This is a genomic window from Photorhabdus cinerea (assembly GCF_011189575.1).
Taxonomy (GTDB): domain Bacteria; phylum Pseudomonadota; class Gammaproteobacteria; order Enterobacterales; family Enterobacteriaceae; genus Photorhabdus; species Photorhabdus cinerea.
The window spans coordinates 76,926-93,965 of the sequence record NZ_PUJW01000001.1; the positions used below are offsets into that span (position 1 = coordinate 76,926).

General features: G+C 44.1%; 10 protein-coding genes. 7 read left to right on the forward strand and 3 right to left on the reverse strand.

The features are described from left to right. Positions 1-78 precede the first annotated feature (78 nt). The 7 genes from C5469_RS00345 (at position 79) to dhbA (ending at position 11,069) form a co-directional block, all read left to right on the forward strand. A complete protein-coding gene (locus tag C5469_RS00345; protein WP_166300807.1) occupies positions 79-2,205 on the forward strand; it encodes a TonB-dependent receptor in 2,127 nt (708 codons plus the stop codon). A gap of 136 nt (positions 2,206-2,341) precedes the next feature. Further along, entirely contained in the window at positions 2,342-5,428 is a 3,087-nt protein-coding gene (locus C5469_RS00350) for a condensation domain-containing protein (RefSeq protein ID WP_166300810.1), read from the forward strand. 93 nt (positions 5,429-5,521) lie between these two features. After that, complete coding sequence (locus tag C5469_RS00355; RefSeq protein ID WP_422615842.1) at positions 5,522-6,361, forward strand: ABC transporter ATP-binding protein; 840 nt, start codon at positions 5,522-5,524, stop codon at positions 6,359-6,361. A gap of 264 nt (positions 6,362-6,625) precedes the next feature. Further along, positions 6,626-7,807 carry an isochorismate synthase gene (locus tag C5469_RS00360; RefSeq protein ID WP_166300813.1) on the forward strand — a complete coding sequence of 394 codons (1,182 nt, stop codon included), beginning with the start codon at positions 6,626-6,628 and terminating at the stop codon, positions 7,805-7,807. Continuing rightward, positions 7,804-9,447 carry a (2,3-dihydroxybenzoyl)adenylate synthase gene (locus C5469_RS00365; protein WP_166300816.1) on the forward strand — a complete coding sequence of 548 codons (1,644 nt, stop codon included), beginning with the start codon at positions 7,804-7,806 and terminating at the stop codon, positions 9,445-9,447. The genes C5469_RS00360 and C5469_RS00365 overlap by 4 nt, the downstream gene beginning before the upstream one ends. Further along, on the forward strand, positions 9,434-10,309 hold the full coding sequence (locus C5469_RS00370) for an isochorismatase (RefSeq protein WP_166300818.1): 876 nt from the start codon (positions 9,434-9,436) through the stop codon (positions 10,307-10,309). The genes C5469_RS00365 and C5469_RS00370 overlap by 14 nt, the downstream gene beginning before the upstream one ends. A gap of 1 nt (position 10,310) precedes the next feature. Beyond that, positions 10,311-11,069, forward strand: a complete 759-nt coding sequence (gene dhbA, locus C5469_RS00375) for a 2,3-dihydro-2,3-dihydroxybenzoate dehydrogenase (protein WP_166300821.1) — start codon at positions 10,311-10,313, stop codon at positions 11,067-11,069. Between the two features lie 103 nt (positions 11,070-11,172). Here dhbA and C5469_RS00380 read toward each other — a convergent pair whose 3' ends face one another. From C5469_RS00380 to C5469_RS00390, 3 genes are all read right to left on the reverse strand, one after another. Continuing rightward, complete coding sequence (locus tag C5469_RS00380; RefSeq protein WP_166300824.1) at positions 11,173-12,090, reverse strand: RHS repeat protein; 918 nt, start codon at positions 12,088-12,090, stop codon at positions 11,173-11,175. Between the two features lie 126 nt (positions 12,091-12,216). Then, positions 12,217-12,525 carry a phage holin family protein gene (locus tag C5469_RS00385; RefSeq protein ID WP_054477716.1) on the reverse strand — a complete coding sequence of 103 codons (309 nt, stop codon included), beginning with the start codon at positions 12,523-12,525 and terminating at the stop codon, positions 12,217-12,219. Positions 12,526-12,577: 52 nt separating this feature from the next. Next, positions 12,578-16,987, reverse strand: coding sequence for a SpvB/TcaC N-terminal domain-containing protein (locus C5469_RS00390; RefSeq protein ID WP_166300827.1), 4,410 nt, complete (start codon positions 16,985-16,987; stop codon positions 12,578-12,580). Positions 16,988-17,040 lie beyond the last annotated feature (53 nt).

Here is a 17,040-nt window from a genome sequence, read left to right on the forward strand (position 1 = left end):
GCCAGTCAGCAATGTCACGATTTAATTCATTAATCGGTTAAAACTATTTCGTGTAAGCTGGCTAAAGGAGAAAAATGAATGAATAAGTTGCACTCAATTCTGCAACATGATGCATCAGAAAGAGAACATACTAAAAAATCGCGTTTTGTAGGTACTTTTAGTGTTTTATTTTTCGGTGCCATTGCGCTGACCGGCACTGACGCTATTGCGGCAGAGAAAAAGAACACACAAAACGACCAAAAAGGAAATACCAAGGCATTATCATCAGAAGAAGATGTGTTAGTGGTAACCGGAGAGAAAGTTAACCGCACTATTTATGATAGTGGTTCAAGTGTCGAGGTTTATAATCTTCGTAAAATGAAAGCTATTCCTAATCCTGATGTTAACACGCTGCTGCAAATGACGCCGAACGTTGTTGATAATGGTATTAGTAACGCTCTTCCCGCCGTTCGTGGCGTTGATGGTTCAGGCCCTTCACAAGGTGGGATGGCTTTCCTGAGTGGAACGCGTCCTAGAATCAACGTCTCTATTGATGGGCGCTCATTTACCTATAATGAATTAGCTTTTGGTACGCAATCTTTGTGGGATGTAGAAAGTGTCGAGGTATTTCGTGATCCACAGAGTTATATTCAGGGAAGGAACGCAATTGCAGGCGCGGTGATCATTAAGTCACTCGATCCTACCTTTTATTGGGAGAGCGCAATCAAAAGTGGTTTCGCAAATCAGGGCTATCAGCAAGTTGCCGCGATGGCTTCGGGTCCTTTGATTGAAGATCAACTGGCTTTCCGTCTTAGTGTTGATCGTCAAGATCGCGATAGCTTTGCAAACCTGGTTTCTTATGATCCCGTTGGCGATCCGCACAAAATTGAATCAACCACGGTCCGCGCGAAGCTGCTGTTTGAACCAATGTCCATTCCTGAGTTATCCACGAAATTAACGGTTAACCATCTTGATAGTCGTGCTCCTCAGAACGAAGCATACAATCCAAGGCATACTCTTAATTTAAGGCATGAGCTATTCAGGCCAGTTGTAGAACGAAAAACGACCAGTGGGATCTGGGATGTTTCATGGGCTTTGTCAGATACCATCAGCCTGGAAAATAAATTGATTTATACCGATCTTGCTTATCACAGATTAACCTCGTCTAAAATTCCAAAAGCTGATACTGATGGCAAAGAGGTAGAATTTGAACCGCTTATCCGTTTTCAAGGGCTTGATAATAGGCTGAGTGGTTTGGCAGGTGTGCGTTATTTCTATGGTAAGCAGGATGAGTCTATCGAGCTTTTCGGGGGCAGCCAATTTGATGATAAAACAGAAACAGCCTCTGCCTATACTGTCCTGACCTACACGGTTGTTCCCAAGGTTGATGTAACTTTATCAAGCCGCTTTGAACGTGAACATAGAACGCGTAAAGGAGGGGGACGCGAACGTGTAGAAATTGATTTTGATAAAACCTATAACGCTTTTCTGCCTAAGATCGATATCGCTTGGAAACCGCAGAAAGATCAAACTGTCGGGATAGCCGTTGGTAGAGGCTATAACGCAGGTGGTGCTGGGATTATCCTTGACAATACTTATACTGGTGATCCTAATTATACCTATAACCCTGAATATGTCTGGAACTACAGCCTCTATACGCGTAACAGCCTGATGGATGGTAAGCTGGAACTCACCTCTAATCTTTTCTATAACGATTATAAGGATATGCAGTTGCCTTACTATCTGGGGCCAAATGCAACCATGATACGTAATGCTGGTCAGGTTGAAACGTATGGTGCAGAAGTTGGTGCCCGCTGGCAGCCGGTCGAAAAACTTGAGCTAAACGGTAGTCTCGGCTTGCTGAAAACGAAGATTAAAAGCTTTTCAGAGAGCGGTATTCAGGGTAATAAATTACCTCGGGCGCCAGGATATACCGCAAACCTCTTGGCTAGATATTTACTGACAGAGGATATTGATGTTAGCGGTAATGTTATGTTCTCAGATACTTATTACTCTCAGTATGACAATTCCGCCAGCGGAAAAATCTCAGCATATTGGATAGCTAACCTTCAGCTTGGTTATAACTTCAAGTGGGGGCGCGCTACATTATTTGCTCAGAATCTGTTTGACTCCGATAAACGTTTATTAGTTCCAGATAATAACGTTAATTCAGCAATTTATCAGCGTCCGAGAATGATCGGTGCGACGTTTGAATTGAAGTTCTAAGGCGATTAATCAACAAATTGGAACAGTAACTCAATAAGTAACCGGACAGGGGGATGAGTAGGATCACTCTGTCCGAAAAATGGCAAAAGATTATATGTAGCCCAGCGTTGACTGGAGAAGCGGGAATGGCGGGAATATGGCAAGAGAGTTTAAGCGGTTACTAACAGATGATGAAGCATTGCTGCTGGATGAAGTATTTCATGCCCATGCTGATGGTCACTCATCTTCGGAAGTCCAGGAAACTGAAAAGGATTTAACTGAATTTGAAGAGATGATGTGGCTTCATCATCAACAAGAGCCTGATGCTTCTGGTCAATTTGCTTGTGCCTGGTCACTAACAGGGAATATCAACATAGGTCGGCTTATCAGAGCATTAGAGCTTCTTACTAAAGATATAGCTGGAATTAATGTTAGGTATCGTTTTGATGATGAAGGCGATTTGCGTAAATATTGCGATACAACCGCGAATTCTCCTGTTGAAATTTATCAGGTTCAGTCTGATGAAGAGGCGATAAATAGGCTACTTAAGGAACAATGTAAACCTATCGGGCTTGATGAGCATCCACCGGTCAAATTTATGTTGTTTATGAATGGAAAGCATGGGGTTATTTTGGGTGTGATTGTGCATCATATTCTGAGAAATACCGTGTCATTGTCGCAGATGCTTACCATGCTTTCGGATACCTATAATAATGGTTTGAAGACCATCGGATTTGGACAGGAAGATTTATTTAAAAAGAGTATCCCGGCTAAATGGTTATCATGTGAGTCTGGAAAAATAGGCATTCCCTGGCTCTATAAATCCGATACCACCAAGAGCGTGTTGATCAAAGAAACGGGTAAAATCAGTTATCTTGATGATTCTCTTCATAATCGTCTTGTGACCAGATATCGTACTACAATCAATGTTGATGCATTTGCTCCATTTTTACCTACGGAGAAAACAGCATATTCAGCACTGGCAACAGTAGTGGCATTATTTGGTTGCTATATTGCAGTGATAGGCTCTCATTTGGATGTGAATGTCAGTGTGTCGTGTGGCCCAGAATATACACATGATGAACTCAACAGCCCATTTTTCGATTCAGCATTGACGTCGTTGTGTGTATGCCAAGATGATAGAAGCCTTGGCAAAATAATTGCCGATGTTGCAAGGCAGATAGAAAGTGGTAATCCACAAGCTAGCAATGAAGTAGAGTACGGGCAGGATAACCCACATATTCTGGTGACTTGGATTAATGAATCCCAGTCATCACTTAGGTTGAATGATGTAATTGTTGAGTTATTACCCATTCCACCGTTGAGCTCCCATTTTGATATCTCGTTGGCTGCCGGAAATGTAAATGAGGAACAATGGTTTTTTGAGTTAATAACGGCTCCGTCAGTGTCTGCACATATCGGCGCATTTCTGTTAGAAGGTTTTTGTGCATTTATTCATGAGCAAAATGTTGCTATCGCACCAAAACTTACGTCTATTTTTTCGTTTCCAACGAAGAAAAAACATCGAGATATCAGTGATATATTACTGACTGTTGCTAAACAGCAAAAAGAACATGAAGCAACTGACAAAAGCGATAGCCATCGTAAAATAGCTAATATTATCTTAAATGAATTCAGACAAGCGCTCTCTTCGCCAGAAATGACAGTCAGTGATGACTTTTTTGATCATGGCGGGCACTCACTTATTGGCACCCGCGTGATAGGCAGATTATTGAGCCTACATAACATAGAGATTCATATTAACCATCTCTTTAGTTATCCGACAGCGTTGAAACTTGCCGAATATGCGCAATGTCATGATCCTATTGATGAAAACAAAAATCAGTTGAGTAAAGAACAATCTGAAGAAGATATTTCGGTTGTTGCACCTTTGTCTCTTGCGCAAAAATCTCTATGGAAAGCGTATGCGGCATTTGATTTCAACGATATCTTCAATTTACCTTTTATTTTAAAATTTTCGGCAAATATCAATGAGCAGGTACTCCAGCAAGCCTTTTTTGATGTACTGCAAAGACATTCTGTATTGCGTAGCCTATTTTATGAGAAAGAGGGTGAAGTTTATCAACGTGTCGTCCCAATGAAGGATTTATCGAACTATCAGTGGTTTTGGGGTTCTCGCGAATATGGCGCACTTTCCTCAGAAGAAATATTAAAAAAAGAGGGAAAGTATCAGTTTGATATATCCGAAGAACTTCCTTTGCGTATTAAATTTGTAACCGATAACGCTTCAGGGCAACAGTTTTTATCCATGTTATTCCATCATGTCGTACTTGATGAGTGGTCTGTTGTTGTGTTAATGAAAGAGCTTAAACATGCTTATAAATACAGGCTGATAAATGAGATACCAGCGTGGCAAGAGCAACCCTTACCATTCTATCAATATGCAATCAGGCAAAATGATGAGGGAATGAATCAGTCTCATCTTGATTATTGGGTTAATAATTTACGGGGGGCGCCAAGCGGAGAACCCATTTTTAAAAATGCGGCCAGTGAATTATCTGGGCAGGCGAATTCCTGTGAAGGTCTTGAGTTTGAGATTGAAAAAGTGGTGGCTCAAGGTTTGCAGTCACTTGCCAGAAAAAATGGCGCTTCATTCTTTAATATTCTTTATGCCAGTATTGTTGCCTCGCTTAATTTGTTGGGGGAAACCGATGATCTTCTTGTGGGAACATCGGCTTCGGGACGTGATGATGCGAGCTTCTTTGATACTATCGGTTATTTTACTACTCTGGTAATACATAGGGTTCGTTTTACTAAACAAATGACATTTACTGATCTGATCACTCAGGTGAAGAGCAATATCAATGACTCGTTACCTTATACCGATATCCCCATTGATCTGATTGAAGAAGCGCTATCAGGCCACGCAGATCAAGGAAAAGATCATTTGTTCGAGGTATATATTCAGTTACATGCGAAAAGTAGTCTGAGCAGTGAGTTCCCTATGTTGGATGGAAGCCATATTGCATTTCAGCAGGTTGTTTTGGAAAAGCAGGAATCTCTGCTGGGGCTTCACTTTGAGATTATGGAAGAGATGATTGCAGGTGAAGAAACGGTACGTATTTTGTTTAATTATCGTTCAGATCGTTATAGTGCGGCTCAAATCGCTAAAATATCAGAGACTATCAATGGCATTTTGATACTGTTTGCAAAAACACAGGATAGCGATATACCGCTTAGGGCGATCCTGCCAAGATTATCCACGCACATAGATACTCTTTGAATACGGTTTCTATTTAACACTGAATAATCCTCTTGCAGTCTGCATTTATATGAATGATGCGGACTGATTAATCCCGTTTTTGTGAGAGAATTGATGACAACGCTAATGCCAAAACATGATAACCAAAGTGTTTTATTACCTTGTCGTTTGAGTGTGGAAGAATTGCGCCTGGGTTACGGTGAACATGTCGTCTGTGATGAACTGAATCTGCGTATTCCTGATAGTCGTTTTACCGTGATTATCGGCCCTAATGGCTGTGGTAAATCTACGCTGTTGAGAAGTTTATGTCGTCTTCTGCGCCCAGAATATGGCAGGATTTGCCTTGATGGTCATGATATTCACACTATACCAACGCGCGCTTTGGCCCGTCAGTTAGGATTATTACCGCAAAGTGTGCAGGCTCCTCAAGGGATCAAAGTTGTTGATTTAGTGGCGCGCGGGCGTTTTCCCCATCAACGGTTATTGCGTCAATGGAGTCATGAGGATTATGAAGCGGTACGCCAGGCAATGGATGTAACCGGTGTAACACAGCTTGCTGAATGTGTTGTTGACGAACTTTCAGGTGGTCAGCGCCAACGGGTTTGGGTTGCTATGGTGTTGGCTCAACAAACGCCATTGTTATTACTTGATGAACCGACAACCTATCTTGATATTGCTCATCAAATTGAGTTGCTTGATTTGTTTTGTAATCTTAATCAAGGATCGGGATATACACTCGTCGCAGTGCTTCATGATTTGAATCAGGCTTGCCGGTATGCAGATCATCTGATTGTGATGGCTGGGGGGAGGATTGTGATGGAAGGCGCGCCCGGTGAGATTATTACGACAACATTAATCTCTGAGGTTTTTGGACTCGATTGTGTCATTATTGATGATCCCGTCAGCCATACTCCCTTAATTATCCCGCAAGGACGGCGTTTAACAAAGGGATAACCATGATTTTTAGATGTATTTATTAATTATGATATCTCTGATAGATTCAATCAACAACTATTAAGACCTAGCAGAATAATAAGATGGTACGAAATAAAATCTCTAAATGGAATAAGGGAGAAATGTTTTAGAAATATAAATTTTAATAAAATTAAATTATTGACCATCTAAGTCATAATTTTATTTGTAGTAAGTGATGCAAAATTATATCGAGGAAGAATTCCATTTTCGTGACTACACGATTAACCGATAGAGGTAAGACTTGTGTCAGATCTATATAGAGATGATTTGCTGACTGGTTTTCATGATCTTAATAATAAGGATTTTCTGTTTCTTTCATCCAGTAAAAGTTTGTTGGCTCGTGGGCAATATGCAATTGTATCAAAGCCACTTGATGATGCAGTGAATCCTGACAGCCTGATTCAGCAAGAAATACGTCAATTATTTCAGCAGGCGGAGAGTGATGGGATTGAAAATCCTGTTCTGGTGGGGGCAATTCCATTCGATAAACAGCAAAATGCGGCACTTTTTGTCCCTAAACAATGCAATTGGTTCCAAAGACAGCAGTTTCCTTCGCTTATTTCCAATTCCACCTATACAGAAAAGAAACGTTATCAGTGGCCCGATAAAGCACATTTTAGCCAAATGGTGAACACTGCCGTTGATGCAATGCGCAATCATGCATTAGACAAAGTTGTCCTTTCGCGGTTACTTGATATCGAAACCCATCAGCCATTAGATTCAATTCAATTATTGCGACATCTTAATCAGCAAAATGGTTGGTGTTACAACTTCCATGTTCCTTTGGAAAATGGGGCATTGATTGGTGCGAGTCCAGAATTATTAGTACGTAAACAGGGCAACACTATCTTTTCTCAGCCGTTGGCAGGTTCAGCAAAGCGTAGTGAAAATCCGGAAGATGATTACAAATTACGTCAAGCGCTTATTCAGTCCGTCAAAGATAATTATGAGCATCGGTTGGTGACCGATATGATAAGAAACGTACTCGAAAGCCGTTGTCAAAAGCTACATATTTCTAATATGCCGTCCACCATTAGCACGCCTGTACTTTGGCATCTTGCCACCGATATTGAGGGAGAGCTAAAGGCACCACAGGAAAACGCACTTTCTGCTGCTTGTCTGCTGCATCCTACGCCGGCTCTCTGTGGCACGCCGTATCAGACCGCGAAAAATTTAATTGAGAAATTAGAGCCGTTTAAACGAAACCTCTTTGGCGGCATTGTGGGGTGGTGTGATGCGAAAGGGGATGGTGAATGGGTGGTGACTATCCGCTGTGGTGAAGTGAATGCTTCGCGGGTAAGGTTGTTTGCGGGAGCTGGTATTGTGCCTGATTCTAATCCAGAGTCAGAGTGGCAGGAAACAGAGGTTAAATTTTCAACTATGTTACGTGCATTCGAGTTTTCACAGGAGGCATGTACGGCATGATAATTGAATTTAATCGTTGGCCGAAAGAGTTGGAGCAACGCTATCGTCAGCTTGGTTATTGGATAGATCTCCCTCTTAGTGACATTCTTACCCGCCAGTCAGATAATGGGCAAATTGCGCTTATCTGTGGAGATCGTCAGTTCAGTTATGCTGAACTTAATCTGCTAGTAGATAGTTTTGCCGCAGCATTACAACAACAAGGCGTTAAACGAGGACAAACCGCCTTAGTTCAATTGGGTAATGAGGCTGAGTTTTATATTGTTTTCTTTGCCTTATTGCGACTTGGAGTAGTTCCGGTTAATGCGATATTCAGCCATCAGCGTAATGAACTTTGTGCTTATGCTGATCAGATTACCCCCGCATTATTAATTGCCGATCGCAACCATTCCTTGTTTTGCGACGACGATTTTATTGATGAACTCAGAGTCCACACGCCGTCTTTATGTCACGTTGTCTTGAGTGGTGATAATGACGGTATTCTGGATTTTGAGACTCTGTTGGCACAAGGCGCTGGTGACTTTATCGCTAATCCAACACCCGCTGATGAAGTTGCATTTTTCCAATTGTCAGGGGGAAGTACGGGAACACCTAAACTTATTCCCCGAACGCATAATGATTATTACTACAGTATTCGCGCCAGTGTGGAAATTTGTCAGTTTAATGCTGAAACTCGCTATTTATGTGCACTTCCGGCTGCGCATAACTTTCCTATGAGTTCACCGGGGGCGTTAGGGGCATTTTACAGCGGGGGGCAGGTCATTTTAGCGCATAACCTCAGTGCGGATTGTTGTTTTCCGCTTATCCAACAACATCAGGTGAATGTTGCTGCACTGATACCGCCAGCAGTCAGTGTATGGCTTGAAGCGATAGCACTTGGTGGTAACCGTGACGCGCTAAAAAGCTTGCGATTGCTACAGGTCGGTGGGGCAAGGTTAAGCGAGAGCCTGGCCAGACGCATTCCAAAAGAAATGGGATGCCAGTTACAACAAGTTTTTGGTATGGCAGAAGGATTAGTGAACTATACCCGGCTGGATGACGACGAACAGCATATTTTTATGACGCAAGGCCGCCCCATGAGTCAGGATGATACAGTTTGGATTGTTGATAACGATGGCAATCTTGTTCCTCCTGGCATTGCTGGCCGGTTGATGACTCAGGGGCCTTATACCTTCCGCGGATATTACCGCAGCCCACAACATAATCAGCAGTGCTTTGATAGTAATGGATTCTATTGTTCTGGCGATCTCGTCATCATGACACCTGATGGTTATTTACAAGTAGTGGGACGTGAAAAAGATCAAATCAATCGCGGTGGGGAAAAAATTGCAGCAGAGGAAGTTGAAAATCTACTACTTCGGCACCCTGATGTCATTTATGCCGCGCTTGTCGCTGTTCCTGATGAGTTAATGGGTGAGAAAAGCTGCGCTTTTGTTGTATTACGAAAACCGATAAAAGCCGTAGTCTTGCGGCGTTATCTACGTGAACAGGGAATAGCAGATTATAAATTACCCGACCGGTTTGAATCTGTTCCTTCATTGCCGACAACACCTATTGGAAAAATAGACAAGCAACAATTACGTCAACTTGCTAAGCAATTTGTTCAGCCATCATTTGTTGGAGAAAGAAATGAGTATTCCTAAACTGAGTAGTTATGATTTGCCTGTAGCAGAAGGGCTTCCGACAAACAAGGTCAATTGGTCATTAGATAAAAATCGGGCTGCATTGTTAATTCATGATATGCAAAATTACTTTCTTAACTTCTGGGAAGAAAATAGCCCGTTAATTAATCAAGTTGTGGCTAATATTGCCAGACTGATAGAAACCTGTCGGGAAAATGGAATACCGGTATTTTATTCCGCTCAGCCTAACCAGCAAAGTGATAAGGATAGGGCGCTATTAAATGATATGTGGGGACCCGGGCTGAATTGCCACCCCGAACTGCAAAGAATTACAGATGCACTCGCCCCCCAGGCTGGTGATACTGTTATGGATAAATGGCGATATAGTGCATTTCAGCGCACTGATTTTGAGCAACAGCTCAAAATAGCTGGACGTGATCAACTCATTATTTGTGGTGTTTATGCACATATTGGTTGTCTAATGACAGCAACTGATGCGTTTATGCGTGATATACAACCCTTTATAGTGGCAGATGCTGTAGCTGATTTTAGTTATGAAGAACATATGATGGCGCTTAAATATATCGCCGGGCGCTGTGGACGTGTAGAGACTACCGAACAGCTTCTTGTTGCCTTAAATGCAAAACAAGTGCAATGGAATAAGACTCGCCTAAAAGGGCTATTACTGCCTTTATTAGATGAGGATAGTGGTGATATTGGTGATGATGAAAATTTGCTCGATTATGGGCTGGATTCTGTACGCATTATGTCTCTCATTTCCCATTGGCGCCAGCAAGGATATGAAGTGGATTTTATTTCATTAATGAAAAATCCAACAATAAATGGTTGGATGACGCTATTTACTGAGCGTCAGGGAGCCTGAAATGAGTATTACGCTTGATTTTAGCGATAAAATTGTCTGGGTAACCGGAGCTGGTAGCGGTATAGGTTATCAGACGGCTTACCGTTTTCAGCAAGCGGGCGCGAAGGTGATTGGGTTTGACATCACTTTCCCTGATGGGGATTTGCCTTTTACACCTTATTTGCTTGATATCAGTGATACTATTGCCGTTTCACGTTGTTGCGAACAACTCCTTGCACAACAGTCACAACTTGATGTGCTGGTCAATGGTGCCGGAATATTACGCCTTGGTGCGACTGAAGAGATAACGTTTGAAGATTGGCAACAGTGCTTGTCTGTCAACGCGGGAGGTGCATTCAATCTATTTCAGGCGACTATTCCCCAGTTTCAACGTCAAAAATCGGGGGCTATCGTCACTATTGCGTCAAATGCAGCCCATGTTCCTCGTGTTGGTATGTCGGCTTATTGCGCTTCTAAAGCGGCATTGCGTAGTCTCTGCCTGAGTGTTGGATTGGAATTAGCACCTTATGGCGTTCGTTGTAATCTTGTTTCACCGGGATCGACAGATACGCCAATGCAGCGTGATATGTGGCAAACAGCAGCTTCTAAGCAGCAAGTTATTCAGGGATTTTCTGAATTATTCAAACTTGGTATCCCACTTGGGAAGATAGCGACGCCAACAGAAATTGCTGATGCGGTATTGTTTATGGCCTCTGATCTCGCAAGCCATATTACTTTACAAGATATTGTCATCGATGGTGGTGCAACGCTTGGTGCTTAATCACCTGTCATTGTGAATAGCGAGCTGGATTAGAGATTGCTAGAATTGACTGTTCTTCTTCCTTTAGGAAGGTGAACAGTCAAGGCGTAAATTCTGCAATATCTTAAATGTCTGATGGGCGATGAGTTTTGATACAGATAAGACGCTGGGTTTCCGGTTCATAACTGTGTTCAATGATCACGCCGTTACCATATTCTTCGTGTAATTTTTGTCCGGCAGCGGAATAAGTCAGGAATTTGACGATAATCTGTTCATTGTGGTCTTGCCGCGTCAACCAGCTACCTTTTAATTGACCGGCCACATCATAGGCCAAACGCTGGATATTTCCTTCCGCATCGGCCTGAGTCAGTAAAGCGCCAGTGGCATCCCAGGTGCTTTGGGTAGTATAGACCTCGCTGGTCAATATGTTCTGCCAAATAGTTTCGTTGTCACCAGTCCAGTTTGCCTGTTGATCGTCGATCAGTAATTGTTGGGATTGTGATAAAACGGTACCAATCAGCGACAAACTCTCAGGTCGAGTTACTCCTGCGGCATCGTAGTGGCGTACACACTGGCCAGCAAGGTTGTGGTTTTTCTCTGGTTCAGTACCACTGGCCCAGATAAGGAGTTCGATAATATGAGGCTTTTTTTCCTCTGGTTCTTGTTCTGTTACGGACAGCAAACGTCCGGGCAGGGAAGAAGATTCATATTGCCGGGTTTGTATGGTGCCGGTTGTTGTCACGGTTAGTACTGGGCGGCCTTCAATATCATTCAGTATGACCGTGCGACCTGCATCAATGCTTTCGGTACTTAAGGGATTGCCAGTCAAATCATACTGCCAGAGAAAGTTGGGTTTTATCGTACTATCATTTTGTCTGGTGCTGTGTGGGTGTGTATCAATGCTCTGGTTCAAGTACCCGCGGACATCATACTGATGATGGGTGATACGATGAAAGCCAATGACACTGACAGTCAGGCCACGGTTATCGTGGACCTTGACGGTAGGTGTGTGTTGATAAAGTTTGGGGTCTATGACTTTCATGACTTACCTCTTTTTATTGTGTTGCTGCATTTAATCATTTCTGTAATCGTAGTTTCCTCAGCATAGTCGGTGTTGAGGTGTTCGTTATAATAGCGGTCAGATTCTTGTCATAATGAAAACCTGCTATTACTTTCCTCCGTGGTGAATAGAGAGTCGGCGCCAGAGCCAATTCAGCCCGGTACTTCCTGTTGTGCCGAACAGTCCGGCAATTGCAAAAGTCATATAGATGCTGCCGCCACTTTCAAAACTCATCAATCCTCCCAGTACACCAGTAAAGCAGGAGATGATGAGTTGACAAAGTACGTTAATCCAACTCCATTTATATTGTTTATTTTGCATATCAATAAGGTATCTGACTAATCCACCCCAGGCCGCAACAAAACCAACGATCAACCAGATAATAAGTTGAGTATCTGACGGTATTATGAACGACACCTTTCACCTCTATATTTGTTTCCCGCCCGTTAGCCGGACGGGATTTATCAAGTTACATTTTCACCTCAGCTGCTGTGTCATTTTCATCCTCATTGACGGTAAACCAGGGAGTGAACAAGGTTCGGCGAAACCAGCCTTTTGCGGTGATAACCTTCACTTCTCGACCAACGGGGTCATATATATGGGTATCGGCATAAGCTTCTTTTCGGGTGCTGCTATCGCTAACATAACGCCAATCATTGAGAAAATAAGGCTGATAGGTCCGTATGGGTTGTCCTTTGTTGTCATATTCAGTACGTCCGGTTACCGCCCAGCGATTATCGGTATCCTCAATTTTCGTGACCAGTGAACCCTCTTTGTTGCGTTGCCAGGCTTTTCCTGCCTCATGTCGGACCGCTGCTTGCAGCAAGCGGCCAAAGCCATCACTGAATGTGACTTGTTGGCGAATTTGTTGAGCCGTATCGTAGCCATAACGATCTGTAGTTAGCGTGAGACTGTGAGGCGGTAAACGGGTACTACTTAACAGGTTGACTGGTTGAGTGGGTACACTTCGGCTTTGTAACCAGCGACGATGAGCGAGTATGCAAATACGTCCCTCTTCAGTGATGATTCGGGAATTTTGCAACATTTGTTGTTCTTGTGCTGACAGCGTATTTAGGGTTCTTTGACTTAACACTGGCATCCAGCTTTCCGGTGCATAGACTTGACACTGCGCCACGGGGAGCATCCCGGTCAGATCAATAGCTGCGTTTACATTGGTTGGTGGAAGGAACTCGGTTTTTTCCGGTGAGGTATAACCAGTCATCACACCATTTTCTGTTCCCCAAAAGCGCTGTGTTATCGGACGGCCCAGTGCATCCAGCGTGATAAGGTGTACGTTGTCATTTATATCGGTGAGTTGTACGGGAGTCAGAAAACGCCAGTCATATTTTGCTGATGTTGCCAAACCAGCAGCATTGCGTGTTTGTATCACAACACAATAAGTTGCATCCCAGGTTAGTGTAATTTTCCCCGTGAGCTGTGTATTGCTCTGTTTTAGCGGACGACAGAACTGTGTTGCCGTGCCGTAATCGGTATAACCATGACGGGCTGTCCAGACTTTGCCTTCTCCGGTACGAGGGAACAGGTAATCTGCCTGTTGATACCCAGCTTGTTCCAGAGTTGTTGACAATTTGTCGGAGCTGATACTTCCATCAAACGCTGACAATGTGGATTGATTGAATACAGTCGTCTCTGTGAAAGCAATCAGCGCTTGCCGTGTTGGTATTGGCAGTGGTGTTACATTTTGCCCATCGGTATAAAATGTTTTTTGTTGACCAAGGTATTCACGCGGTTTGTCATGCGCGATCAGGCTGTTTTCAGCACACAGAATTTCCAGATTTAAACCACCGACAGGGAGATGTTCAGCGTCATAAGTAAAGATATCACTGCGAGTACCATCCGATAATCCCAGCATCCTGACGGCGTTGCTGGTTAGATGGTGCCAACTGAATTGTTGATAGGTTAACCGTAATTTATGTTGCTGGTCATCATAACTGCTGGCAAACAGGGTATCGGGCAATATATCGAGATACGGGCTAGTTGCGGGCTGATTGCGACGAGGATATTGGACTGAAATCCGTTTCAGAGGCTGACCGAATAGATCACTGGACAGCGTGATATCTTGGCTGCACTGCGGATCGCTGGCAATACGTTCATAGTGATAACTGCGGCTTTCTGCCACGGATGACCAAAGTACAGGATATTGACTATCTGTATTCTGTAATCGGCGTACCTGTGGACGGAATTCGGTGACAGTATAGGGAATTGGTTCTAGTGCACTGCCATCCAAGCCATACAGTTCACTGCGTAGCGGTTGACCTTTCAGCGCCCGGTATAACCAGTATCGAGTGTTGTCATCTTCTGGTGTCAGGAGAACATCTTTGTTATTTGTCCAGGCGGTAAAGCGTGGTGTAAAACCATTAAACGCTTGAGTATCGTCCCGCCAATATTCGGCTGATAATGCGTTATCTATTTCAGGTAAACCAGTGGCATACCAGTTTTTGGTCAGCGCTGGTGGTGTACGTTCAGGTGCATTGCCTTGAGCCAGTTGATGGCTATCCGTTTGTTCAACATAGCCAAATCCACGAAATTCCCGTTCATGTCCGTCCCAGGCACCGTGGACATAACGTATGGTTGTCACTAATTTGTTGCCGCTGATTTCGTCTTCTGTCTCCGTTTGCCAGAGAGTATGTACTGGGAAGGGCAGATAGCAAACCGGTGTTTGTCCAGAAGCCCGCGCCTTGGCTTTTTCATCCAGCCAAAATTGAGCGGAGCTGCGGTAACGCAGAGTGTGATTGGCGCCCATATTGTTGTTCATTTCACTGAGTAGCCAGGGTTTATGCAGTGTCAGATCGCAACGCCAGTGATGAGGAGCCATATGCGGTACGCTCAGTATCAGGCTGGCGACTCCTTGGCCTTGAATATCGGCTACTTGTAACTGACAGGTATTATCAAAACGTAGACCATCTGGGAAGGTCAATGTCACAGGGGCGGCAAAACTGTTGCCACTTTTATTGAGGAAAATATCCAGACGATTTGTGTGAACATAAATCAGGTCAGTTGGACCGCTGCCATCTAGGTCAGCCAGATAAACCTGAGCAGGGTTAAATTCAGTTTCTGGCTGGCTAAATCCTAGTAGGGTAATTGGCTGGCCGAAACGCCCGTGTCCCAGATTTGGCCAACAGGTAACTTTAGTCGCGCTGACTTCAACCAGATGTGCTTGACCGGAACCCAGTACATCACTAAAAGCCACTAATTTACGGGCATCAGCGCCCGGTACTGGCAAGGTTACATTACCGGATTGCACGACATCCTGCCCTTTGGTAAAGCCGTCACGGGTATTGGCGTATAAACGCACGCTTTTCGGCCCGATCAGTACTAAATCAGAGAGTCCGGCTCCCATTAAATCCGCAAGTTGGGCGCGGGGATGAAAATATTCTACCGGCAGAGCGTTGAGCGGAGTAAAACGTGTCCAACTGCCATCCGGACGTTGGCTGTGGTATCCCCGTAATCCCGGCCCGGTGATTACCCAGTCAAGTTGACCATCGCCGTTGATGTCTACCAACGATGCATTATTTTGCAGAGTGGGAATAACTGATAATGGCTGCATTTTTTCCCAGGTGACAGCATCTTGGTCGCTTCCGGTTTGGCGCTGTGCAGCGCGGTACCACCAAGCCCCTTTGTCTTGATACAGAAGACCTGGCAACCCTTCGCCTTTCAGATCAATCAATTGCCAGCGCTGAATTGCATTGAAATTTTCCAATACATCCATCGGCTGCCAGCGAGCATTATGCTGTGGCGAAAAGTCCTGATACGCAAATTCTAGTGGCGGAAGGGTGACGGCGGTGCCATCTTGTTCATGTCCCACCTTGCGAACAGATACCAGTGTGCTGGCTATTGCGCTTTCGTCATAATCCAGTATCAAGCGTGAAACCAGTGTTAGCTCATTGAGCTCTTTTGTCTGACCGGTCAGTGTTTGCAGACGGTGATACATCAGTATCTGGCGGCATAAGCGACGAGTACGCAATTCGAAACCATATTCATAACGGGAAAAACAGTCTTGTCGGCAAAGCCAGTTATTCGTTGTTGTAAATGCTGGTGATGTTTGTAGGTCATTATTGCGTTCGCCGTAATCAAATACTAGACAGAACAGCCAGCTTGCTTGTGACGGGATATGACCGTCCAGACCTGGTAGTGTTTCACTGGCTGTCAGGTTACCGTAATGTACGGTGTGGAGATAACGTTGAGCCGTAGCTTGTGGATGTGTTGTAATCTCATCAGTTTCACAACCTGCTTCATTTTCGGTGCGGTACTGATAATAAATTTGCTCACCATGCGGTGACACTGATGCTTCTAGTAGCCACTGGGCTGTTTGCGTAGTTTCTGATGGGTTACTAATACGTGCTTGAGGATTTTTGCCTAGCAAATGTACCTGTCCATCTGGGCTGTATATCAGCCAAAAATCTGTTGTGTGTGTTGTTTTCGGCTGCCAGTACTCTAACCGGCTGAAGTGACTTTCCAAGCGGGAACGGTAGCCGGTAACGGTGAAAGTGCTACCCAAATTGATGTCTTGTAATGCGGATTCATCACGGGGGTGATCCACCATAACCAGAACTTCGCCTTCCGGTCCGAGGAAGGTATCGGTTTCATTATAATGGGGAACACCAAAATGAGTGCGGCGGCGAACTGCCATAACGTTGCAATCCCAACCTAGTCCAAATGGGCTATTACCGGCCCCGCTGTTATAGTTCAGGGTTAATGAGGGGGCATAACCGCGCCCGGCAGAAATGGGCAATGGCAGAGAAAGTGCGGTCATACCATCCGGTCCGGTGGGGGTTAATGCTTCACCCATACCTGTGATAGCGCCCCCCCCTTTGGGCAACGATAGCTCAGTAATATTGAAATCTTGTGAATTTTGCATATAAAGACTCCTTGCAGGCCCCGTTTGGGGGCCTGTTTTAATACTTAGTTGAG

What these genes read in the sequence shown, in the direction of transcription:
- C5469_RS00345 (WP_166300807.1), top strand. Translation starts at nt 79, where the DNA reads ATGAATAAGTTGCACTCAATTCTGCAACATGATGCATCAGAAAGAGAA.
- C5469_RS00390 (WP_166300827.1), bottom strand. Translation starts at nt 16,987, where the DNA reads ATGCAAAATTCACAAGATTTCAATATTACTGAGCTATCGTTGCCCAAA.
- C5469_RS00380 (WP_166300824.1), bottom strand. Translation starts at nt 12,090, where the DNA reads ATGAAAGTCATAGACCCCAAACTTTATCAACACACACCTACCGTCAAG.
- C5469_RS00370 (WP_166300818.1), top strand. Translation starts at nt 9,434, where the DNA reads ATGAGTATTCCTAAACTGAGTAGTTATGATTTGCCTGTAGCAGAAGGG.
- dhbA (WP_166300821.1), top strand. Translation starts at nt 10,311, where the DNA reads ATGAGTATTACGCTTGATTTTAGCGATAAAATTGTCTGGGTAACCGGA.
- C5469_RS00365 (WP_166300816.1), top strand. Translation starts at nt 7,804, where the DNA reads ATGATAATTGAATTTAATCGTTGGCCGAAAGAGTTGGAGCAACGCTAT.
- C5469_RS00355 (WP_422615842.1), top strand. Translation starts at nt 5,522, where the DNA reads ATGACAACGCTAATGCCAAAACATGATAACCAAAGTGTTTTATTACCT.
- C5469_RS00350 (WP_166300810.1), top strand. Translation starts at nt 2,342, where the DNA reads ATGGCAAGAGAGTTTAAGCGGTTACTAACAGATGATGAAGCATTGCTG.